Raw genomic sequence first — 20308 nt, 5'->3', positions numbered from 1 at the left:
TCGGAGAGGGTGCGGTGCCCGGATTCGGCTGCGTCGATCAGTGGTGCCCGTGCTCGCCTTGCTCGAGTTCGCCGCGGCTGACCGGGGCGATGCGGTCCTCGAAGAACCAGCGGGTGAGTGCTGCGCGGAAACGCATGCGACCGGTGATCTTGCCCTGCTCGTTGGGGCGGAGCATGACGGGCTGGTGATCCACGTAGCTCACCAGGCGCCAGCGGTCGTACTCGTCAAGCGGCTGGTGCACTTCGATGAACTCGCCGCCGGGCAGACGCACGATGCGACCCGACTCGTACCCGTGGAGCACGATCTCGCGATCCTTCTTCTGCAGCGCGATGGCGACGCGTTTCGTGACGAAGTACGCGATGATCGGGCCGAGGATGAGCAGCGCCTGCAGGGAGTGGATGACCCCCTCCATCGTGAGGCGGAAGTGCGTCGCGATGAGGTCGGAGCTCGCAGCGGCCCACAGCACGGCGTAGAACGTGACGCCGGCGGCGCCGATCGCGGTGCGCGTCGGGGCGTTGCGGGGGCGGTCGGCGATGTGGTGCTCGCGCTTGTCGCCGGTGATCCACGCCTCGATGAAGGGGTACAGGAGCACGGTGACGATGAACCCGCCGAGCACCAGGATCGGCGCGATGATGTTGAACGACCAAGTGCGGTCCAGCCACACGAACTCCCAGCCCGGGGGCACGAGGCGCAGCGCACCGTCGGCGAAGCCGATGTACCAGTCCGGCTGCGTACCGGCCGACACGGGGGAGGGGTCGTACGGTCCGTAGTTCCAGATCGGGTTGATCGTGAACAGGGACGCGATCAGCGCGATGACGCCGAAGACGATGAAGAAGAAGCCACCGGCCTTGGCCGCGTATACGGGCAGGACGGGCGGGCCGACCGCGTTCTTCTCGGTCTTGCCGGGCCCGGCGTACTGCGTGTGCTTGTGCACGACGACGAACAGCAGGTGCAGCGCGATGAGCGCGACGATGATGGCGGGCAGCAGCAGGATGTGCAGCGAGTAGAGGCGGCCGACGATCGCCGTGCCCGGGAACTCGCCGCCGAAGAGCAGGAACGAGGTCCAGGTGCCGATGAGCGGGATGCCCTTGACCATGCCGTCGATGATGCGAAGGCCGTTGCCCGAGAGCAGGTCGTCGGGGAGCGAATAGCCCGTGAAACCCTCGGCCATGGCCAGGATGAAGAGCGTGAAGCCGATCACCCAGTTCAGCTCGCGCGGCTTCCGGAACGCACCCGTGAAGAAGATGCGCAGCATGTGCAGGCCGATGGAGGCCACGAACAGCAGGGCGGCCCAGTGGTGCATCTGACGGACGAAGAGGCCGCCGCGGATGTCGAAGGAGATGTCGAGGGTCGAGGCCATGGCCGCCGACATCTCGACGCCCTTGAGCGGGACGTACGAGCCTTCGTAGTGGACTTCGGCCATGGAGGCCTGGAAGAAGAAGGTCAGGAACGTGCCCGAGATGAGGATGACGACGAAGCTGTAGAGCGCGACCTCGCCGAGCAGGAACGACCAGTGATCGGGGAAGGCCTTACGGCCGAGCTCCTTGACGAAGGTCGAGACGCTCGTGCGTTCGTCGATGTAGCTCGACGCCGCCGCGGTGAACGAGCGCTTCTTCGGCGCAGTGGACGTTGCGGTGCTCAATGGCGCTCCCAGAAGCTCGGGCCGACGGGTTCGGTGAAGTCGCTCTGCGCGACGAGGTAACCCTCGTCGTCGACGGTGATGGGCAGCTGCGGCAGCGGCCGCTTCGCCGGGCCGAAGATGACCTCGCAGTGGTTCGTGACGTCGAACTGCGACTGGTGGCAGGGGCAGAGCAGGTGGTGCGTGTGCTGCTCGTACAGGGCGACCGGGCAGCCGACGTGGGTGCAGATCTTCGAGTAGGCGACGATGCCGTTGTAGGACCAGTCCTTGCGGTCGGCCTGCTCCGTGAGGTCCTCGGGGTTCAGACGCATGAGGAGGACTGCGGCCTTGGCCTTCTCCTCGAGGTAGCCGTGCGAGTGGCTGACGTCCTTCAGCTCTTCGGGGATGACGTGGAAGGCGCTGCCGATCGTGACATCGGAGGCCTTGATCGGCACGCCGGACGGGTCGAGGGCGAGCCTCGAACCCTTCTTCCACATGGTGTGGCTGAGCAGTTCGGCCGGCAGCTGGTCCTGCGGGGCGAACCCGCGGAAGAGCACGAGGGCCGGCAGCGGGAAGACCACGAGTGCGCCGATGAGGCTGTTGCGGATGACCGAACGCCGGGTGAAGCCCGACTCCTCGTCGGCATCCTTGAACACCTTGATCGCGGCCTCGCGGTTGTCGACGTTGCCGCCGACCGGGTGGCGCTCGTCGACGACTTCGACGTCCTTCATGACGGCCTTGCCCCAGTGCACGATGCCGAAGCCGAGCGCGAGGAGGGCCAGGGCCGAACCGATGCCGATGAAGAGGTTGTTCAGCCGGACGGCGCCGACGTCGTTCGACTCGATCGGGAACAGCATGTATGCCGCGATCGCCCACACGCTGCCGAGGATCGACAGGTAGAAGAGCGTGTAGACGGTGCGCTGCGCGCGCTTCTCGCGCTTCGGGTTCTCGTCCGTGACGCGGGGGCGGTGCGGCGGGAAGCCGGGGTTCTCGAACGCATCCGGATCGATGACCGCGGTCCCGGACGGGACGAGTTCGTTCGCGGCGTGCGACGGGTCGACGGCGGCGAGTTCAGCGCCGCTGTTGTCGTCCTGTGCCATGGTTCTCCTCTGTTAGAGCTGCTGCTTCGGTGCGGACGCGGTCAGTTCGACTTCGCCGTGATCCACACGGTGATCGCCACGATGGCGCCGAGACCGAAGATCCAGATGAACAGACCCTCCGCGACCGGGCCGAGCGAACCGAGCTCGAACCCGCCGGGGGAGCGGTTGTCCTGCACGTACTTCAGGTACGTGATGATGTCGCGCTTGTCTTCCGGGCTGATGTTCAGGTCGTTGAAGACCGGCATGTTCTGCGGGCCGGTGACCATGGCCTCGTAGATGTGCACGCCCGAGACGTCGGTGAGGGCCGGCGCGTACTTGCCCTCGGTCAGGGCACCGCCGGCACCGGCGACGTTGTGGCACATGGCGCAGTTGATGCGGAAGAGCTCGGCGCCGTTCGCGGCATCGCCGCCGCCGTTGACGAGGTGCTCCTCGGGGATCTCGGGGCCGGGGCCGAGCGAGGCGACGTAGGCGGCCAGCTGCTTGACCTGGTCGTCGGTGAACTGCACCGGCTTCTGCTCGGCCTGAGGTCCCTGCATCTGCATCGGCATGCGGCCGGTGCCGACCTGGAAGTCGACGGATGCGGCGCCGACGCCGACGAGGCTCGGGCCGTCGCCGGTGCCCTGGGCCTCGAGCCCGTGGCAGGTCGCACAGTTCGCCTGGAAGAGCTTCTTGCCCTCTTCGATCGTCTGCTGGGAGCTGAGGTCGGCCTCGGCCTGAGCGGTGCCGGTGCTGAAGGCGGCGTACGCGCCGCCCGTGAAGACGAGCCCGAGCGCGAGGAGCGCGACGGTGGCGAGCGGATGCCGGCGTCCGGTGCGGCGCTTCGAGCGGGTCATAGATCTCTTCCTGTTCGCAGTCATGCTGTGTTGCTCGCTCCCGGGTTATCTGAGGATGTAGATGACGACGAACAGGCCGATCCACACGACGTCGACGAAGTGCCAGTAGTACGAGACGACGATCGCGCTCGTCGCCTCCTTGTGGCCGAAGGTCTTGACGGCGAAGGCGCGGCCGATGACGAAGAGGAACGCGAGCAGACCGCCTGTGACGTGCAGGCCGTGGAAGCCGGTCGTCAGGTAGAACGCGGAGCCGTAGCTGTTGGAGTCGATCGCGATGCCCTCGCCGACGAGCTGCGCGTACTCCATGACCTGGCCGGCGACGAAGACGGCGCCCATCGCGAAGCTCAGGAAGAACCACTCGACCATGCCCCACTGGGTCGGCTTCCAGCCCGAGGCGTACGGCTTCATCTTCTCCGCCGCGAAGACGCCGAACTGCGCGGTGAAGGAGGAGAGCACCAGGACCGTGGTGTTGATCGCCGCGAACGTGACGTTCAGACGGTTGGCCTCGAAGGTCCAGAGCTCCGGCGACATGGCGCGCAGGGTGAAGTAGATCGCGAACAGACCGGCGAAGAACATCACCTCGCTGCCGAGCCAGACGATCGTTCCCACCGCGACGGTGTTCGGTCGATTGATCAGGGGCGCACTCGCCTGATGAGTGATTGAGGTGCTCGTCACGTTTCCCATTATGGCCGAAACTCCCAGCGGTTTTTGATCAGGCGGAACGTGTGCCGCCACTGCGGATGCTGATGCAAGCCTAATCGCCGCCGAGTTTCGCCCGCGAATCCACCGTGAATCCAACGACTAGGATCGATCCATGCCCGAGCAGACCCGTTGGCCGACCCTCATCTCCGCGCTCATGGACGGCGAAGACCTCTCCGTCGCCGATGCCGCCTGGGCCATGGAACGGGTCATGACGGGCGAGGCCGGCGACGCCGAACTGGCCGGATTCCTCGTGGCCTTGCGGATGAAGGGCGAGACCGTCGATGAGATCGTCGGCTTCCGCGACGCGGTGCTGGACCACGCCGTCGCGCTGCCGGTGGATCCCATGGCGCTCGACATCGTCGGCACCGGCGGCGACCGCTTCGGCACCGTCAACGTCTCCACCATGGCCTCGGTGATCGCCGCGGCCTCGGGCGTGCCGGTCGTCAAGCACGGCAACCGCGCCGCAAGTTCGGCCAGCGGCTCCTCCGACGTGCTCGCCGCGCTCGGGATCGACCTCGCGCTGCCCCCCGAGCGCGTCGCGGGCGTGCTCGACGAGACCGGCATCACCTTCGCGTTCGCCGGCGCGTTCCACCCGGGATTCCGCCACGCGGCCGGCGTCCGATCCGCCCTCGGCGTGCCGACGGTCTTCAACTTCCTCGGCCCGCTCTGCAACCCGGCCCGCCCCGAAGCCTCCGCGGTCGGCGTCGCGCACCTGGATCGCGTGCCCCTCATCGTGGGCGTCTTCCAGACCCGTGGCGCCACGGCGCTCGTCTTCCGCGGCGACGACGGCCTCGACGAGCTGTCGACGACCGGCCACAGCCACATGTGGGAGGTCTCGGGCGGCACCGTGCGCGAGCACGACCTCGATCCGCGCGATCTCGGTCTCGCCCGCGCGAAGATCGACGATCTCATCGGCGGCGATGCCCCCCACAACGCCGAGATCGTGCACCGCACCCTGGCCGGCGAACCGGGGCCGGTGCGCGACATCGTCGTCCTGAACGCCGCCGCCGGACTCGTCTCCTACGCCCTCGCCGAGGATCCCGAGGAGTTCCAGCGGAACATCCTCGAGCGCTTCCGCGAGAAGATGGCCGTCGCCGCCGAGGCGATCGACAGCGGCGCCGCCGCCGCCAAGCTCGCCGAATGGATCTCGGCCACGAAGCGCTGATCCCCGACGTCCGCGCTCCGGTCCGCGAAGCGCCGGCCGTCGCCGACGGCCGAGCTCGCAGCCACGAAGGCCTGAGCGCACGGATGCCCCGCACCGCCTGCCGGCGCGGGGCATCCACTCGCGGATGACGCGATCACCGCACGTCGTCGTCGACCCAGTCGAAGGTCTTCGTGACCGCCTTCTTCCAAAGGCGCAGCTGACGCGCCCGCTCGGCCTCGTCCATCTCCGGCTCCCAGCGGGAATCCTCCTGCCAGTTGCGACGGAGCTCTTCGAGGTCCGACCAGAATCCGACCGCGAGCCCGGCCGCGTAGGCGGCGCCGAGGGCCGTCGTCTCGGCGACGACCGGCCGGACGACCGGCACGCCGAGGATGTCGGCCTGGAACTGCATGAGCGTGTTGTTGGCGATCATGCCGCCGTCGACCTTGAGCTCGGTGAGATCCACCCCCGAGTCGGCGTTGACGGCATCCAGCACCTCGCGGGTCTGGAACGCGGTCGCCTCGAGCACCGCACGGGCGATGTGCCCCTTGTTCACGTAGCGGGTGAGGCCGACGAGCGCCCCGCGCGCGTCCGGTCGCCAGTACGGCGCGAAGAGGCCCGAGAACGCCGGCACGAAGTATGCGCCGCCGTTGTCGTCGACGGTTTTGGCGAGCGTCTCGATCTCGGGGGCGGAGGAGATCAGCCCGAGATTGTCGCGGATCCACTGCACGAGCGAACCGGTGACCGCGATCGAACCCTCGAGGGCGTAGTGCGGTTTCGCATCGCCGAGCTTGTAGCCGAGGGTCGTGAGCAGCCCGTTCTTCGAGTGGATGATCTCCTCGCCCGTGTTGAAGATCAGGAAGTTGCCGGTGCCGTACGTGTTCTTCGACTCGCCGGTCTCGAACGCGGCCTGCCCGAAGGTGGCGGCCTGCTGGTCGCCGAGGATGCCGGCCACGGGCGTCTCGCGCAGCAGGCTGGACGGTTCGACGGTGCCGTACACCTCGGACGAGGAGCGGATCTCGGGCAGCATCGATTTGGGAACGCCGAAGGCCTCGAGGATGTCGTCGCGCCACGTGAGGGTCTCGAGATCCATGAACATGGTGCGGCTGGCGTTCGTGACGTCGGTGACGTGCACGCCGCCCTCCGGGCCGCCGGTGAGGTTCCAGAGCACCCAGGTGTCGGTCGTGCCGAACAGCAGTTCGCCGGCCTCGGCCTTCTCGCGCGCGCCCGGGACGTTCTCGAGGATCCACACGATCTTCGTGCCGGAGAAGTACGTGGCCAGCGGCAGCCCGACGATGTCCTTGAACCGCTCGACGCCTCCGTCGGCGGCGAGGCGGTCGACGATCGGCTGGGTGCGCGTGTCCTGCCAGACGATCGCGTTGTAGACGGGCTCGCCCGTCGTCTTGTCCCAGACGACGGCGGTCTCGCGCTGATTCGTGATGCCGACCGCGGCGATCTCGTGGCGGGTCAGGTTCGCCCGCCCCAGCGCGAGGCCGATGACCTCCCGCGTGTTCCGCCAGATCTCGGCGGGGTCGTGCTCGACCCAGCCGGCCTTGGGGAAGATCTGCTCGTGCTCCATCTGCCCGGTCGCGACGATCGAGCCGGCCTTGTCGAAGATGATGGAGCGGGTGGATGTGGTGCCCTGGTCGATCGCCAGGATGTAGTCGGCCATGTCGTCCTCTCACGGAGTGGATGCCGACGTCCACGTCGGCGTGGTGGTGGATGATGGTACGCCGGGATGCCGGAAGCGCCGTGGGCGGCGACCCCCGGCATCCACCGGCGTCAGGCGAGGATCGGCAGCAGCGGCACGGCTGCCAGGCCCGCGAGGAGGCCGCCCGCGACCGGCCCGAAGACCGGCACCCACGAGTAGGCCCAGTCGCTGGACCCCTTGCCGTGGATCGGCAGGAATGCGTGCGCGATGCGCGGACCCAGGTCGCGGGCCGGGTTGATCGCATAGCCGGTCGGCCCGCCGAGGGACGTGCCGATGACGAGCACGAGGAAGGCGACCGGGATCGCACCGAGCTCGGCCGGCGTGCCGCCGTTCGTGAAGCCGATGATGACGAACACGAGGACGAAGGTGCCGATGACCTCGGTGACGAAGTTCCAGCCGTAGGAGCGGATCGCGGGGCCCGTCGAGAACACGCCGAGCTTGGCGCCCGGGTCGGGCTCCTGGTCGAAGTGCTGCTTGTAGGCGAGCCAGACGAAGACGGCGCCGAGGATCGCGCCGATCATCTGCGCGAGGATGTACACGAGGATCGACAGGAAATCGATCGGGATCCCGGGCACGAACTCGGTGTTGCCGGCGACGCCGCCGTTCAGCGCGAGGCCGAGGGTGACGGCCGGGTTGATGTGGGCGCCGGAGGCGTACGACACGATCACACCGGCGAAGACCGCGAGGCCCCAGCCGACGTTGACCATGAGGAAGCCGCCCTCGTAGCCCTTGGTCTTGATGAGCGCGACGTTCGCCACGACCCCGCACCCGAGGAGCACGAGCATCGCCGTGCCCACGAGCTCGGAAACGAACACGGTACCGAGATTCACTTGGACTACCCCCTTCGCCATGCCCGACGGGCCGCGCCCCCCGGGCGGATCATTGCTCACGATACCGACCAACGGCCTCGCGGGAAATGGGCGCGCGGGCAATCGTCCGACGCGAAAGCCGCCGTGCCCCCTTACCTTCGGCCGTGCCGAGGGCGTAGCTTGGGCGGGGGTGCTGCGTCGGAGCGGACGCGCATGGGGCGCACGGCTCTCGCAGCTCGAGGGGAAGGGGAAGTCGTGAAGAAGATCATCAACGATCCCAAAGACGTCGTCGGCGAGTCCGTCGACGGCTTCGGCCGGGCGCATGCGGATCTCGTGCGGGTGGAGACGGATCCGCTGTACGTGGTGCGGGCGGATGCGCCGATCGCAGGCAAGGTCGGGCTCGTCTCCGGCGGCGGGTCGGGGCACGAACCGCTGCACGCCGGCTACGTCGGCTTCGGGATGCTCGACGCTGCCGTGCCCGGGGCCGTGTTCACCTCGCCCACGCCCGATCCGATCCTCGCAGCGACCAAAGCCGTCGACGGCGGTGCCGGCGTGCTGCACATCGTGAAGAACTACACGGGCGACGTGCTGAACTTCGAGACCGCCGCCGAACTCGCCGCCGCCGACGGCATAGAGGTCAAGGCGGTCGTCACGAACGACGACGTCGCCGTGAAGGACTCGCTCTACACCGCCGGCCGCCGCGGCGTCGGCGGAACGGTCATCGTCGAGAAGATCGCCGGTGCGGCCGCCGAACGCGGCGATTCGCTCGACGAGGTCGCCGCGATCGCGGAGCGTGTGAACGCGAACGCCCGCTCGATGGGCCTGGCCCTCACCCCGTGCACCGTCCCCCATGCGGGGGAGCCGAGTTTCGAGCTCGCCGACGACGAGGTCGAGATCGGCATCGGCATCCACGGCGAACCCGGCCGCGAACGCATCAAACTCGAGCCGGCCGACGCGCTCGTGGAGCGCCTGCTCGACCCGATCCTCGAAGACCTGCCGTACGCATCCGGCGACCGCGTGCTGCTCTTCGTCAACGGCATGGGCGGCACCCCGCTCATGGAGCTCTACATCGCCTATCGGCACGCCGCCGCCGTGCTCGACGGGCGCGGCATCGCGGTCGAACGCGACCTCGTCGGCAACTACATCACCTCGCTCGAGATGCAGGGCATGTCGATCACGCTCGTGAAGCTCGACGACGAGATGATCGAGCTGTGGGACGCACCCGTGCAGACGCCGTCGCTGCGCTGGGGCCGGTAGGGAGGGGCAACGGTGGGATTGGACATCACCTGGGCCGTCGACTGGGTGCGTCGGAGCGCGCAGGTCATCGCCGAGCACCGGATGGAGCTCATCGAGCTCGACCGTGCGATCGGCGACGGAGACCACGGCGAGAACATGGACCGCGGTTTCCAGGCGGTGCTGCCGAAGCTCGACGACCTGCCGGCGGGGTCGACTCCCGGCGACGTGCTGAAGCTCGTGGCGACGACCCTCATCTCCACCGTCGGCGGTGCGGCGGGCCCGCTGTACGGCACCGCGTACCTGCGTGCGGCGACGGCGGCGGGCCCGGCGGTCTCGCTCGGGCCGGAGGAGCTGGCCGACGTGCTCGCGGCCGCCCGCGACGGCATCGTCGCCCGCGGCAAGGCGGAGCCCGGCGACAAGACGATGGTGGATGCGTGGACGCCGGCGGTGGATGCCGCCCGCGACGCCGCCGAGGCCGGCGAGGACGCCGCGACGGTGCTCGACGCCGCCGCCGACGCGGCCGAGCGCGGTGCGGTCGCGACCGAACCGCTCGTGGCCCGGAAGGGGCGGGCGAGCTACCTCGGTGAGCGTGCGGTCGGGCATCGCGACCCGGGCGCCGAGTCGAGTGCGCTGCTGCTGCGGGCCGCCGCCGATTCCGCCGCAGCGGCGACCGGATCGTGAGCGGCGCTGCCGGCGGGGCCCGGGTGGGCCTCGTCTTCGTCTCGCACTCGGCGAAGATCGCCGAGGGGCTCGTGGAACTCGCCGGGCAGATGGCCGGGAACACGACACTGGTGGCCGCCGGCGGCACCGACGATGGCCGGATCGGCACGAGTTTCGAGCTGGTCAGCGCGGGGATCGCGAAGGCGGACGCCGGCGCCGGCGTCGTGGTGTGCTGCGACCTGGGGTCCGCGATCCTCACAGCGGAGACGGCGCTCGACTTCCTCGACGACGAGGTGCGCGCGCGGGTGCGGATCGCGGACGCTCCGCTCGTGGAGGGCGGGGTGGCCGGCGCGGTCGCCGCGGAGTCGGGGGCCCCGCTCGAGGAGGTGCTCGCGGCGGCCGAGTCGGCGCGGGGCGCGGCCCGGGACGAAGGCAGCGGGGACGGCGGCGGCGGGGACGCGGTCGCGGGCGGCTCGGGGGCGGCGGCGACCGCCGGGGGCAGGGCGCCGGGGCATCCACTGCGGGATACTCGCGCACCGTGCGGCTCGTGAACCCGGCCGGCCTGCACGCGCGGCCCGCCGCGGACTTCGTGAAGCTCGCGAGCACGTTCACGCCGAAGGTGACCGTCAACGGCAAGGATGCGAAGAGCCTGCTCGGGATCATGTCGCTCGGGCTCACGAAGGGGGCCGAGGTCACGATCGCGAGCGAGGATCCGGAGGGGCGGGCGGCGGTGGATGCGCTGGCCGAGCTCACCGAGTCGGGCTTCGGCGAAACATGAGCGGTCGTCACTGAATGCTGGCGCGGGCGGAAGACCCGCGGTAGCGTGACGAACATGGCACGTCAGAGCGCGGGCCGGGCCGCGGACCACAACGCATTCGTCAGATTCTTCGACCGGATCGACCGGGCGCTCGAGCCCGTGTTCGGCCCGCCGCCGATCACCGAAGGGGAGGGGCGGAGCGGCCCCATCGACGCCGCGCCCTGCCCCGTCTGCGGGCGCCCCATGTTCGAGCACAGCGTGCAACGCACGAGCTCCGACTCCGTGCTCGTCTGCCCCGTTCCCGACCGGCTCGCCGAACGCAGCGAGGTCGGGCCCCTCAACGAGCTCGGGATGCCCGCCTCCGGCCGCCGCCTCGAACGCTACGAGGCGGCGCGGGCGCGCTGAGCAGCAGCCTGCCCGTCGGCACCGCCACAGGCACGGCGCCGTCACACGGCGTCGCACGGTGACCATGTGCGTCATACGGCTGCGGGCGGCATCCACCGTCCCCTAGCGTGGCGGGCGGCCCCTGAACGGGGCCGTCCTACGCGACGGAGGTTCCCCCATGCTCGTGTCCGGTCTCGTGATCGGCGTCATCCTCGGCTACCTGTTCCAGCGCGGGCGGTTCTGCGTGACCGGCGCGTTCCGCGACGTGTGGTTGTCGGGCAGCACGCGGATGCTGTCGGCCCTCGTCGTCGTCATCGCCGTGCACGCCGTCGGGCTGTTCGCCCTGCAGTCGGCCGGGGTCATCCAGCTCGGCACCGGGCCGTTCCCGTGGCTCGCATCGATCGTCGGCGGGCTCGTGTTCGGGTTCGCGATCATCCTCGCCGGCGGCTGCGCGACCGGCACCTACTACCGTGCCGGCGAGGGGCTCGTCGGCAGCTGGTTCGCGCTCGTCTTCTACGCCTTGTTCGCTGCGATCTCCAAGACCGGCCCGCTCGCCGAGTTCACCGCCGGCATCCGTGGCGTCACGATCCCCGACGGCACCGTCTACGAGACGCTGAACGTGTCGCCCTGGGTGCTCGTCGCCGTGCTGGCCGCCGTCGCCGTCTGGCTGATCGTGCGCGACCGGCGGAGGCTGAAGGCGCCCGTCGCGACCCTGCCGGCACGCCGCACGGGCCTCGCGCACGTGCTCTTCGAGAAGCGCCTGAACCCGTTCCTCGTCGCCGCCCTCATCGGCGTCGTCGGCGTCATCGCCTGGCCGCTGTCGGCGGCGACCGGCCGGAACGCCGGCCTCGGCATCACCACCCCGTCGGCCAACATCGCGAGCTACCTCGTCACGGGCGACGTCGAACTCGTCGACTGGGGCGTGTTCCTCGTGCTCGGGATCCTCCTCGGCTCGTTCCTCTCCGCCCTCGCCTCCCACGAGTTCCGGGTCCGCGTGCCCGACGCGGCCACGATCCTGAAGTCGATCGCCGGCGGCGCCCTCATGGGCGTCGGCGCGGCCATCGCCGGCGGCTGCACCGTCGGCAACAGCATGGTCGCCACTGCCCAGTTCAGCTACCAGGGCTGGGTATCGACCGCGTTCATGCTCCTCGGCGCCGGCATCGCGGTGAAACTCACCATCCGCACCGGCGGCCGCAGGCTCGCCGCCGCGGCCGCAGCGGGCGCCCCGGGCGCGCGAAGCACCGTCGGCTGAGTCGCCGCGCCGCCGCGCCGCCGCGAGGCGTGCGCGCGATGTCGGCGCCCCGCGGCATCCGCACCCGAACCGATCCCCACCCCCTCACCCCCGAACGAAGGAGATCAGCATGGCCACGAAGGTGCTCGAGACCGAGGGCCAGGTGTGCCCGTTCCCGCTCGTCGAGGCGAAGGCCGCGATGGACGGACTCGCGCCCGGCGACGAACTCGTCATCGGATTCGACTGCACGCAGGCGACCGAATCGCTGCCGCTCTGGGCGGCCGAACAGGGCTATCCGGTGACCCATTTCGATCGCGTCGGCGACGCATCCTGGACCATCACGGTGCAGAAGGCCTGATCAGGCGGCATCCTCCGGCGAGGGGTCGGGGATCTCCTCCGGCCGGTACGCGGGCAGCCGCGTCGCCGGAAGGATCGCGATCGCGCTCACGCCGGCGAGGATCAGAAGCCAGATCTTCAGGGCGCCGAGGCGGGTGTCGGTGTTGATCCGCACCGCCGCCTCGGCCTCGGTCGGGCTCGGTCGGGCTCGCGCCGGCCTCGTCGAGAGGCAGCCGGTCGGCGTGCCGGGCGACGTCGGCGACCCCGAGTTCCACATCCGCCCCCGTGCCGGCTGCCGTTCCCCGGGCTCCCTTCGAACCTGCCACCGCTGGCGGTGACGGGGCGCCCGCGTCCTCGGCGCGCCTCGAGCCGCGCGTCTCGACCGGCGCCTTGACCGGCGCCCGCCATGCGCGCGAGGATTCCGGGGTGGATGTCCTGCTTCGCCGTGCCGCACGTGTGCTCGTGATCGATGAGGCGGGGCGGGTGCTGCTGTTCCGCGGCGGCGACCCGGCCCGACCCGAGGCGGGCACATGGTGGTTCACACCCGGCGGCGGGATCGAGGGCGACGAGTCGCCGGTGGATGCCGCGCGCCGCGAACTGCGCGAGGAGACGGGGCTCGTGCCGACCGAGCTCGCCGGGCCCGTGTACGAGCAGGACATCGAGTTCAGTTTCGGCGGGGTGCTGCACCGGCAGCACGAGCATTTCTTCGTGGTGCGGACGAGCACGTTCGCCGTCGTCGACGACGGCTGGACCGAGTTGGAGCGCGAGGTCATGGTCGAATCGCGGTGGTGGTCGATCGAGGAGCTGCGGACCTCGGCGGAGCCGTTCTACCCGGAGTCGCTCGTCGAGCTCATCGTCCGCGGGTGAGGGGGCGGCGTCGGTGCTGTCCGGCGCCGTGCCCGCCGGTATCCTGACCGCATGCCGACGGCCCATGACATCATGAGCTTCTCGGACGCGCCGCCGGCGGGGGCGTCGCCGTGGGTGGTCCGCCCGCGGGTGCAAGCGATCGAGGTCGTGCCCGCCGACGAGCGTTGGCCGACGACGGCCGCGGCGATCACGGGGATGGTGCAGGACGTGCTCGGTACTCGCGCCTTGCAGCTGGAGCATGTGGGTTCGACCTCGGTGCCGGGCCTGCCGGCGAAACCCGTCATCGACCTCGATCTGATCGTCGCCGATCCCGCCGATGAGGCGGGATGGCTGCCGCCGCTCGAGCAGGCCGGATTCGTGCTGACGGTGCGGGAATCCTGGTGGCACGAGCATCGCTGTCTGCAACTGGCCTCGCCGCGCGCGAACCTGCACGTCTTCGGGCCGGACCGCCCCGAGCCGTGGCGGCACCGGATCTTCCGAGACCGCCTGCGGGCCGATCGGGCGGATCGCGAACGCTACGCGGAGCTGAAACGAGAAGCGGCGGCTGCCGCGACCGAGCGGGGTGAAACGGTCATGCAGTACAACGCCCGCAAGGAAGCCCTGATCCGGGAGATCTACGGTCGGGCGTTCCGCGCCGCCGGGCTCGTGGGCGGGGCGGAGTAGCGAAGGCCGGTCACCACGGTCACCACGCGGTCACCAGGGCGGCGGATCGTCGTCGTGGAGATGACCGGGTGAGACGGCCGCACGCGCCGAGGCCTCGGGGTGCTGCATCGCGCGGGCGGGCGTGGTGCGGTGGATGCGGCCGGTCGGCGACGTCCAGCTGAGTTCGCCGTCGCGGTGGGCGCGGACGCGCCAGGTGCTCTCGTGCTTGAGCGTGTGGTGCTTGCGGCAGAGGTGCGCGAGGTTGTCGAAAGAGGTCGTGCCACCGTCCGCGAAGGCGCGGGTGTGATCGAGGTCGCAGCCGGAGGCGCGGCGGTTGCAGCCGGGGAACCGGCATGTCTCATCGCGAACGCGGAGCCAGGCGGTGAGATCGGCCGGCGGGCGGTACACGGTGCGATCGACATCGAGCACCGTACCGGACACCGGGTGCGTGAGGAGACGGGTGAACGACGGCGCGTGCGCGGCGAGTCGGCGAGCCGTCGCGGCGGGGATCGGGCCATATCCGTCGAGTTCGCCAGGTTCCTCGCGCGACCCTTCATCGTGCCCGAGCAGGGTGAGCACTGGGACGGTCACATGCACGGTCGGCCGGATGGATGCCGCGGCGCCGTCGGTCGTCGTGCCCTCGAGGAGCAGGTCGCGCGCAGCATCCGCACGTCGCTGCGCCGGCGTGCGGATGCCGATGTCGGTGCCAGTGCCGGAGTCGGTGCCGTCGGATTCGGCGCGCCCGGTGTGTTCGAGTTCGGTGCGTTCGAGATCGGTACGTTCGAGATCGGTACGTTCGAGATCGGTACGTTCGAGATCGGTACGTTCGAGATCGGTGCGTTCGAGATCGGTGCGCGCGGCGCAGGCGCCCTGGGCGTCGGCACGAGCGATGCCGCTGAGACGATCGTGGATGAGCAGGGCGTCGGATGCTTCGAGGTAGAGGTGGAGCCATGCCATGCCGTCTTCGGCGGGTTCCAGTTCGACGCGCCGTTCGGCCAGAGCGCGCGCGTGTCGTTCGGCGAGGGTTTCGGCACGCGTCTCCTCGCGGAGGCGGTGTGCGACCCGACGCAGTCGGGCGGGGCTCAGCTCCCGGGCGCGTTCTGCGAGCTTCTCGTCGAGGGAAGCCAGGGTCTCGGGCTCATCGCCGAGGTCGACGGTGGCCGAGACGATGACGCGAACGTGCGCCTCGTCGATCTCCCCGTCGCGGAGCGCTGCCAGAGTCGCCGGGAGGACCGTGCAGAGCATCTCGGCCTCATCGATGAGACGCGACATCGTCTGCTCGGCGATCCGAAGCGTCGTTCCGAGTTCGGCCGTCACCGTGCGGCGGGCCATTTCGTGGCGCCGCTCCGGCGACAGCGTCGGTGACGTGAACGCATCCGCGTTCTGCACCGTGAACGCGACGGCGGTGTGCACCATCAGGACCTCGATCGAGTACTGCATGGCCTTCATCCGACGCGACCGCGCCACGGCATCCACCAGCACTCCGAGATCGTCGTGCGCCATCGCATACGGCGACGGCATCTCTGCGACGGCGAGCTCGGCATCGGTGGGGGACATGCCTCGATCCTAGCATGAGATTCGAATGTATGTTCTAATGAACCATGCCCACTTCACCCTTCGGCGACCAGCTCGACCTTGAAGCGCTCCGCGTTCTCGAGGAAGGCTGCGTAGTGCTCCTCGCCGCCGGCGAAGGGGTGGCGATCGGAGTAGAGCTGCGACCAGCCGTGAGCGGGTGCAGCCTGCCAGAGGCGGTCGACCTCGGCGCGGGTGCCGGCGTGGAACGCGAGGTGGCTGAGCCCCGGCATCCGGCGGTCGTGGCCACCGCCGAGGGGTGTGGACTCGACGACGAGGTAGCTCGGGCCGAGCCGCCAACTCCGGCCGTCGGGCCACTCCTGGAACGGTTCGTAGCCGAGCTCGCCGAGCAGCCACCCCCAATCCTCGACGGCGGCCGCGAGGTCGCGCACGCGCAGTTCGACATGATGCAGGGTCCCGGGTTCGCTCACCCGTCCATCCTGGTGCCGATCCCGGGGCGCTGCTCATGCGCGGGCGGATGCCGGGGCGAACACCTCCGGCAACGCGGCGACGAATCCGTCGAAATGGCTGTACCAGACCGAATGCGCCGCACCCGGGATGCTGCGCACCTCGACCCCCCGGCGCACGAGCGCGGCTGCCTGCTCGTCATCGACGAACGCGCTCGGATCCGCCCGGAGCACGATCGCCCCCGGGGCCGGCAGCCATGTCCCGCCCGGCCCGGCGGCGAGCGCCGCCGCGGTCGCCGGGTCGAATCGCTCGGCCGCGGTCGCCTCCGCCACGAGATCCCGCTCGCCGTAGTGCGGGCGCGAGACGCGCAACCCCTCGACGGTGCGCGCGGCGCTGCCGGAGGCGTACTCGGCGAGCGCCGGCTCACGATCCTCCCCGCCCTCGATCGTGAACGGCGGGTCGACGAAGACCGCGAGCCCGGGCTCGATGCGGCCGGCCGCGGCGGCCAGCACGGTGCCGCCGAACGAATGGCCCATCGCGACCGCCGGCCGCATGGCCGACGCCGCCTCGAGGGTGCGCGCGACGGCATCCGCCGCACGCTCGACGGTCAGCCCGTGGTCGGGGCCAGAGCGGCCGTGACCCGGCAGATCGAGGGCCAGCACCCGGCATCCACGTTCCGCGAGCAGCGACGCGACCCGCCACCAGCCCTCGGCCGAGCCCATCATGCCGTGCAGCAGCACCACGGTTTCCGGGCCGTCGCCGGTCTGTTCGATATGCAGCACCCGGCCATCGAACCACACGCCGTGCGCCGACCGCAGCCGGGATGTGCCAGGCTCGCAGGTGTGCAGGGCTCCGAGTGCGGACGCACGGCAGCCGATCCGAAGGACCGCGAGGAGCAGGCGGACGAGGATGCATTCCTCTCCCGGTACGGGGCGTGGGCGCCGCTCACCCCCCCCCGACGAGATGCGGGGCTTCGAGCGGCCGTGGTGGATCGTCGGCGGCTGGGCTGTCGAAGCGGCCACCGGCCTCAGACGCGAGCACGAGGACACGGACATGTCGATCCTCACCCGCGACGTGCCCGCCTTCGTCGGGTTCATGCGCGGCCGGTCGCACCCGGACATCACTGCATCGCCGGGCTCTGAAGCCTGGACAGGCTGTCGACGCCGGGCTAACGTGACGCTCGGAGGTGTGCCATGTCGAACGGGAACGGCGTCGAAGAAGAGGTGGATCTCACGATCCAGCGCGCGCTCGAGGCGGCACAGCTGCGCGCCGGCGATGCGCTCGGCGGCACGAGTGCCGTCATCTTGGAGGACTGCGAACCCTCCGCGGTGGAAGCGGGCGACGCGGACGGGTCCGGCGACGGGGACTGACGGGGCGGTGCGCAGGTGACCGAACGCCTGACGCTGCGACCGCAACGCATCGACGAAGCCGGCGTCTTCCGTCGGGGGCCGGTCGAGGCGCGATGCACAAACCCGGCGTGTCCCACGTGAGCCGGAGGATCTCGGCGATGTGCGGGGGAGCGCGACCCGCCGAGGAACACGCGCAGCCGCACCGGCGGCGAGCCGGCGGTCCCGGGGACCTCGACGTTCCGGATGCTCATGCCCTCCGGAGCACGACTGCCGGTGATGGATGCGCTGCATCAGACGCGCGTACCAGTTCGTATACCGGACGTTGGGCATGAATCTCGCGAGCTTCAACTCACGGTGGAACTCGTGCGTCGGTGGTCTCCCCGGAACGCAGTCGGCACTGCGCTACCGCGCGAGATCGCGGCGGCGGAAGCCGACGAAGCCGAGGGCGACGAAGAACAGGGCGACCAATCCGATCCACACCAGGCCCATCCAGTCCGGGTCGGCCACGCCGACGTCGGGGACGTGCCAGAACGGACTGATCGCGAGGATCCACTCCCAGAGCTTGAACGTCGGCCCGAGGATGGTGAGCGCGAAGGAGATCAACACCCCCGCCCAGGCGGCGAGGCTCACGAGGGGCCGGGCGCCGACGACGAAGACGGCGAGCGCCACCACCGTCCACACCGCCGGAACCGTCACCACGGCCTGCAGCAGGGTGTCGCCGAACGAGACGCCGATGTCGGCGGCAGCGGCCAGGGCGGCGATGAGCGTGCCGGCGATGAGGACGGAGACGGCGGATGCGAGGAGCGCGATGACGACGGAGCTCGCGAAGGTGCGCGGACGCGTCGCGGCGGTGGCGATGACGGGTTCCAGGCGGTCCTCCAGCTCCTCGGCGCGCAGCTTCAGCATGACCTGCACGCCCGGAACGGATGCGAGGATGCCGACGAGGGAGAGGATCGTGACGATGAACGCCGCGACGAGGTCGTCGGCGGATGTCGCCCCGGCGGCCAGGACCTGCTGCACGCCAGAGTCGCCGGCGAGGAGGTCCTTCACGGAGGTCGCGAAGTATCCGAAGACGAAACCGAGCACGACGAACGCGAGCGCCCAGGTGATGAGCGGCGCACGGTTCACGCGGACCGCCAGCCGCCAGACCGAACGGTCGCGGCCGCGGGCCGGCCCGGGCCGCGGGGCGATCGCGCCGACGCCGAAGTCCCGCCGGGCCTGCAGCAGGAAGGCGACGACGAGCAGCACGATCGTGAGGGCGACGGCGAGCAGGAGCGGCCACCAGTCGTCATCGACGGCCGGACGCGTCTCGGTCATCCACCCGAGCGGATTGATCCACACCAGCCATGCGGGCGCTTCCATGGCGAACGCGACCCCGCGCAGCAGGTACAGCACGCCGAGCGTGCCGATCGCGATCGAGTTCGCCGTGCGGGCCTCCGAGCCGAGCTGGGCGGTGATCGCGGCGATGCCCGTGAACATCCACCCCGTCGCCGTCATCGTCGCCGCCAACAGCATCGACGCGATCCACTCGCCGCCGCAGAGCGCGGTCGCGACGCCGACGACGATGCCGAGCAGTACGGAGAGCGCGAGCCCCATCCACACCGCGACCATGAGGCGTGCGGCACGGCCCATGACGCCGGATGCGAGGAGTTCGGCCTGCCCCGAGTCCTCCTGCGCGCGGGTCGCGCGGGTCACGAGGAAGACGACGCCGAGGGCGGTGAGGAAGCCGCCGAGCGCGAGTGAACGCCACGCGTTGAAACCGTCGACCGTCGACAGGTCGTATGCGGGCCCGAAGATGAGGCCGAGGGCGGGGTTCGCGCCGATGGCCGCGGCGAGCGCCAGGCGATCCTCTTCACTGGGGAAGATCCACGGGTACACCAGCACCGAAGACGTCGACAGGGCCGCCGTAATGAGGATCCAGGGCGCGAAGCGGCGCCCGTCGTGCCTGACGGTCGCGCGCAACAGGGGAGGGGCGCCGGTGATCGCGCTCACGCCGCGGGCTCCCCATCGGAGCCATACAGTCGCAGGAAGAGGGACTCGAGTGAAGGCGGTTCGACGGTGAGGGACGTGATGCCGTGCGGCGTCAGCAGGCCCATCGCCTCGCCGATGTGGGACGACTCGACGGTCGCGGTGAGCCGGGCGCCGTCGAGATGCACGTCGTGGAACGCCGTCAGCGATTCGGCTGCCGGCGGGGTCGCGAACGTGGCGTGGACGGCGGTTCGGGCCTCCCCGCGTAGTTCGATCAGGCTGCCGGTCTGCACGATTCGACCGTCGCGGATGATCGAAAGCCGGTCGGCGAGAGTCTCGAGCTCGGCGAGGATGTGACTGGAGAGCAGCACCGAGGTTCCGCGGGCCTGCGCTTCGCCGATCACCTCCTGGAACACGTTCTCCATGAGCGGATCCAGGCCGCTCGTCGGCTCGTCGAGCACCAGCAGCTCGACGTCGGAGGAGAGCGCGGCGACGATGGCGACCTTCTGACGATTGCCCTTCGAATACTGCCGGCCCCGCTTGGTGGGGTCGAGCTCGAACCGTTCGACGAGTTCGGCCCGGCGCCGCTCGTCGAGTCCGCCGCGCAGCGAACCCAGCAGGTCGATGGCTTCGCCGCCCGTCATGCCCGGCCAGAGGGAGACGTCGCCCGGCACGTACGCGAGCCGCCGGTGCAGTTCGACGACGTCCTTCCACGGATCGGCGCCGAGCACCGTCGCCGTGCCGCCGTCCGCTCGGAGGAGGCCGAGCAGCACTCGGATCGCGGTCGACTTGCCAGCGCCGTTCGGACCGAGGAAGCCGTGCACATGGCCGCGTTCGACCGTGAGATCCAGCCCTTTCAACGCGTGGAACCGGCCGTACGACTTCTTCAGCCCCTCGACCCGGATCACCGCATCGCCCGCATCCATACCGGCCTCCTTCGCCCGCCTGCGGTCAGACTAGACCCCGGAAGCGGCAGAACGGATC

At 70.1% G+C, this 20308-nt stretch carries 23 protein-coding genes; 11 read left to right on the top strand and 12 right to left on the bottom strand.

The genetic code is table 11. From position 1 onward, the window contains the following. Window positions 1–37: 37 nt before the first annotated feature. The 4 genes from qcrB to ctaE are packed head-to-tail and all read right to left on the bottom strand — an operon-like array spanning window position 38 to window position 4235. Window positions 38–1642, bottom strand: a complete 1605-nt coding sequence (gene qcrB / locus G127AT_RS00525) for a cytochrome bc1 complex cytochrome b subunit (protein WP_210898773.1) — start codon at window positions 1640–1642, stop codon at window positions 38–40. Continuing rightward, window positions 1639–2718: a cytochrome bc1 complex Rieske iron-sulfur subunit gene (gene qcrA, locus G127AT_RS00520; protein ID WP_210898771.1), complete on the bottom strand. Its 1080-nt coding sequence runs from the start codon at window positions 2716–2718 to the stop codon at window positions 1639–1641. Before qcrA ends, qcrB begins: the two co-directional genes overlap by 4 nt. Before the next feature lie 41 nt (window positions 2719–2759). Continuing rightward, window positions 2760–3551, bottom strand: a complete 792-nt coding sequence (gene qcrC, locus G127AT_RS00515) for a cytochrome bc1 complex diheme cytochrome c subunit (protein ID WP_210898769.1) — start codon at window positions 3549–3551, stop codon at window positions 2760–2762. 45 nt (window positions 3552–3596) lie between these two features. After that, window positions 3597–4235, bottom strand: a complete 639-nt coding sequence (gene ctaE, locus G127AT_RS00510; RefSeq protein ID WP_210898768.1) for an aa3-type cytochrome oxidase subunit III — start codon at window positions 4233–4235, stop codon at window positions 3597–3599. 130 nt (window positions 4236–4365) lie between these two features. On the opposite strand from ctaE, the gene trpD reads away from it, so the two are divergent. Then, window positions 4366–5418, top strand: a complete 1053-nt coding sequence (gene trpD, locus G127AT_RS00505) for an anthranilate phosphoribosyltransferase (protein ID WP_210898766.1) — start codon at window positions 4366–4368, stop codon at window positions 5416–5418. Window positions 5419–5551: 133 nt separating this feature from the next. Here trpD and glpK read toward each other — a convergent pair whose 3' ends face one another. Both glpK and G127AT_RS00495 read right to left on the bottom strand, forming a co-directional pair. Next, complete coding sequence (gene glpK, locus G127AT_RS00500; protein WP_210898764.1) at window positions 5552–7066, bottom strand: glycerol kinase GlpK; 1515 nt, start codon at window positions 7064–7066, stop codon at window positions 5552–5554. A gap of 110 nt (window positions 7067–7176) precedes the next feature. Beyond that, window positions 7177–7935 carry an MIP/aquaporin family protein gene (locus G127AT_RS00495; protein WP_425305873.1) on the bottom strand — a complete coding sequence of 253 codons (759 nt, stop codon included), beginning with the start codon at window positions 7933–7935 and terminating at the stop codon, window positions 7177–7179. Window positions 7936–8169: 234 nt separating this feature from the next. Here G127AT_RS00495 and dhaK point away from each other — a divergent pair, with 234 nt between their 5' ends. The 7 genes from dhaK (at window position 8170) to G127AT_RS00465 (ending at window position 12540) form a co-directional block, all read left to right on the top strand. Then, window positions 8170–9171 carry a dihydroxyacetone kinase subunit DhaK gene (dhaK, locus tag G127AT_RS00490; protein ID WP_210898760.1) on the top strand — a complete coding sequence of 334 codons (1002 nt, stop codon included), beginning with the start codon at window positions 8170–8172 and terminating at the stop codon, window positions 9169–9171. Between the two features lie 12 nt (window positions 9172–9183). Then, on the top strand, window positions 9184–9831 hold the full coding sequence (gene dhaL / locus G127AT_RS00485; RefSeq protein WP_210898757.1) for a dihydroxyacetone kinase subunit DhaL: 648 nt from the start codon (window positions 9184–9186) through the stop codon (window positions 9829–9831). Further along, window positions 9828–10361: a dihydroxyacetone kinase phosphoryl donor subunit DhaM gene (dhaM, locus tag G127AT_RS15950; RefSeq protein ID WP_244857644.1), complete on the top strand. Its 534-nt coding sequence runs from the start codon at window positions 9828–9830 to the stop codon at window positions 10359–10361. The genes dhaL and dhaM overlap by 4 nt, the downstream gene beginning before the upstream one ends. Further along, window positions 10349–10588, top strand: a complete 240-nt coding sequence (locus tag G127AT_RS15945) for an HPr family phosphocarrier protein (RefSeq protein ID WP_244857643.1) — start codon at window positions 10349–10351, stop codon at window positions 10586–10588. Before dhaM ends, G127AT_RS15945 begins: the two co-directional genes overlap by 13 nt. Before the next feature lie 54 nt (window positions 10589–10642). Beyond that, complete coding sequence (locus G127AT_RS00475) at window positions 10643–10972, top strand: hypothetical protein (protein WP_210898755.1); 330 nt, start codon at window positions 10643–10645, stop codon at window positions 10970–10972. Window positions 10973–11129: 157 nt separating this feature from the next. Continuing rightward, a complete protein-coding gene (locus G127AT_RS00470; RefSeq protein WP_210898752.1) occupies window positions 11130–12203 on the top strand; it encodes a YeeE/YedE family protein in 1074 nt (357 codons plus the stop codon). A gap of 109 nt (window positions 12204–12312) precedes the next feature. Then, on the top strand, window positions 12313–12540 hold the full coding sequence (locus G127AT_RS00465; RefSeq protein ID WP_210898750.1) for a sulfurtransferase TusA family protein: 228 nt from the start codon (window positions 12313–12315) through the stop codon (window positions 12538–12540). Here the strand turns inward: G127AT_RS00465 and G127AT_RS00460 are convergent, their stop codons facing one another. Further along, on the bottom strand, window positions 12541–12795 hold the full coding sequence (locus tag G127AT_RS00460; protein ID WP_210898748.1) for a hypothetical protein: 255 nt from the start codon (window positions 12793–12795) through the stop codon (window positions 12541–12543). It lies immediately after the preceding gene. A 149-nt stretch (window positions 12796–12944) separates the two neighbouring features. On the opposite strand from G127AT_RS00460, the gene G127AT_RS00455 reads away from it, so the two are divergent. Both G127AT_RS00455 and G127AT_RS00450 read left to right on the top strand, forming a co-directional pair. Further along, on the top strand, window positions 12945–13385 hold the full coding sequence (locus G127AT_RS00455) for an NUDIX hydrolase (RefSeq protein ID WP_210898747.1): 441 nt from the start codon (window positions 12945–12947) through the stop codon (window positions 13383–13385). 51 nt (window positions 13386–13436) lie between these two features. Further along, window positions 13437–14048 carry a GrpB family protein gene (locus G127AT_RS00450; RefSeq protein WP_210898745.1) on the top strand — a complete coding sequence of 204 codons (612 nt, stop codon included), beginning with the start codon at window positions 13437–13439 and terminating at the stop codon, window positions 14046–14048. A gap of 30 nt (window positions 14049–14078) precedes the next feature. Here G127AT_RS00450 and G127AT_RS00445 read toward each other — a convergent pair whose 3' ends face one another. Genes G127AT_RS00445 through G127AT_RS00435 form a run of 3 tightly spaced genes read right to left on the bottom strand, consistent with a single transcriptional unit; the run spans window position 14079 to window position 16789 of the window. After that, window positions 14079–15584, bottom strand: a complete 1506-nt coding sequence (locus tag G127AT_RS00445; RefSeq protein ID WP_210898743.1) for a DUF222 domain-containing protein — start codon at window positions 15582–15584, stop codon at window positions 14079–14081. Between the two features lie 53 nt (window positions 15585–15637). Further along, a complete protein-coding gene (locus G127AT_RS00440) occupies window positions 15638–16030 on the bottom strand; it encodes a VOC family protein (protein ID WP_210898735.1) in 393 nt (130 codons plus the stop codon). Window positions 16031–16063: 33 nt separating this feature from the next. Beyond that, window positions 16064–16789, bottom strand: a complete 726-nt coding sequence (locus tag G127AT_RS00435) for an alpha/beta fold hydrolase (RefSeq protein WP_210898731.1) — start codon at window positions 16787–16789, stop codon at window positions 16064–16066. A gap of 411 nt (window positions 16790–17200) precedes the next feature. Here G127AT_RS00435 and G127AT_RS00430 point away from each other — a divergent pair, with 411 nt between their 5' ends. After that, complete coding sequence (locus G127AT_RS00430) at window positions 17201–17377, top strand: hypothetical protein (RefSeq protein WP_210898730.1); 177 nt, start codon at window positions 17201–17203, stop codon at window positions 17375–17377. Window positions 17378–17758: 381 nt separating this feature from the next. On the opposite strand, the gene G127AT_RS00425 is transcribed toward G127AT_RS00430, so the two are convergent. Together G127AT_RS00425 and G127AT_RS00420 are read right to left on the bottom strand one after the other, a co-directional pair. Next, entirely contained in the window at window positions 17759–19348 is a 1590-nt protein-coding gene (locus G127AT_RS00425) for an ABC transporter permease (RefSeq protein WP_210898728.1), read from the bottom strand. Further along, window positions 19345–20250, bottom strand: coding sequence for an ABC transporter ATP-binding protein (locus G127AT_RS00420; RefSeq protein WP_210898726.1), 906 nt, complete (start codon window positions 20248–20250; stop codon window positions 19345–19347). Before G127AT_RS00420 ends, G127AT_RS00425 begins: the two co-directional genes overlap by 4 nt. Window positions 20251–20308: the final 58 nt, after the last annotated feature.

Source organism: Agromyces archimandritae (assembly GCF_018024495.1).
In the GTDB taxonomy this organism is placed as follows: Bacteria; Actinomycetota; Actinomycetes; order Actinomycetales; family Microbacteriaceae; genus Agromyces; species Agromyces archimandritae.
Note: the sequence above shows the minus strand (reverse complement) of the source record. Positions and strands in the feature narration are given on the sequence as shown.

What these genes read in the sequence shown, in the direction of transcription:
- qcrA (WP_210898771.1), bottom strand. Translation starts at nt 2,718, where the DNA reads ATGGCACAGGACGACAACAGCGGCGCTGAACTCGCCGCCGTCGACCCG.
- G127AT_RS00475 (WP_210898755.1), top strand. Translation starts at nt 10,643, where the DNA reads ATGGCACGTCAGAGCGCGGGCCGGGCCGCGGACCACAACGCATTCGTC.
- G127AT_RS00420 (WP_210898726.1), bottom strand. Translation starts at nt 20,250, where the DNA reads ATGGATGCGGGCGATGCGGTGATCCGGGTCGAGGGGCTGAAGAAGTCG.
- G127AT_RS00445 (WP_210898743.1), bottom strand. Translation starts at nt 15,584, where the DNA reads ATGTCCCCCACCGATGCCGAGCTCGCCGTCGCAGAGATGCCGTCGCCG.
- G127AT_RS00450 (WP_210898745.1), top strand. Translation starts at nt 13,437, where the DNA reads ATGCCGACGGCCCATGACATCATGAGCTTCTCGGACGCGCCGCCGGCG.
- trpD (WP_210898766.1), top strand. Translation starts at nt 4,366, where the DNA reads ATGCCCGAGCAGACCCGTTGGCCGACCCTCATCTCCGCGCTCATGGAC.
- G127AT_RS00460 (WP_210898748.1), bottom strand. Translation starts at nt 12,795, where the DNA reads ATGTGGAACTCGGGGTCGCCGACGTCGCCCGGCACGCCGACCGGCTGC.
- glpK (WP_210898764.1), bottom strand. Translation starts at nt 7,066, where the DNA reads ATGGCCGACTACATCCTGGCGATCGACCAGGGCACCACATCCACCCGC.
- G127AT_RS00465 (WP_210898750.1), top strand. Translation starts at nt 12,313, where the DNA reads ATGGCCACGAAGGTGCTCGAGACCGAGGGCCAGGTGTGCCCGTTCCCG.
- ctaE (WP_210898768.1), bottom strand. Translation starts at nt 4,235, where the DNA reads ATGGGAAACGTGACGAGCACCTCAATCACTCATCAGGCGAGTGCGCCC.
- qcrC (WP_210898769.1), bottom strand. Translation starts at nt 3,551, where the DNA reads ATGACCCGCTCGAAGCGCCGCACCGGACGCCGGCATCCGCTCGCCACC.
- G127AT_RS00430 (WP_210898730.1), top strand. Translation starts at nt 17,201, where the DNA reads ATGTCGAACGGGAACGGCGTCGAAGAAGAGGTGGATCTCACGATCCAG.
- G127AT_RS00470 (WP_210898752.1), top strand. Translation starts at nt 11,130, where the DNA reads ATGCTCGTGTCCGGTCTCGTGATCGGCGTCATCCTCGGCTACCTGTTC.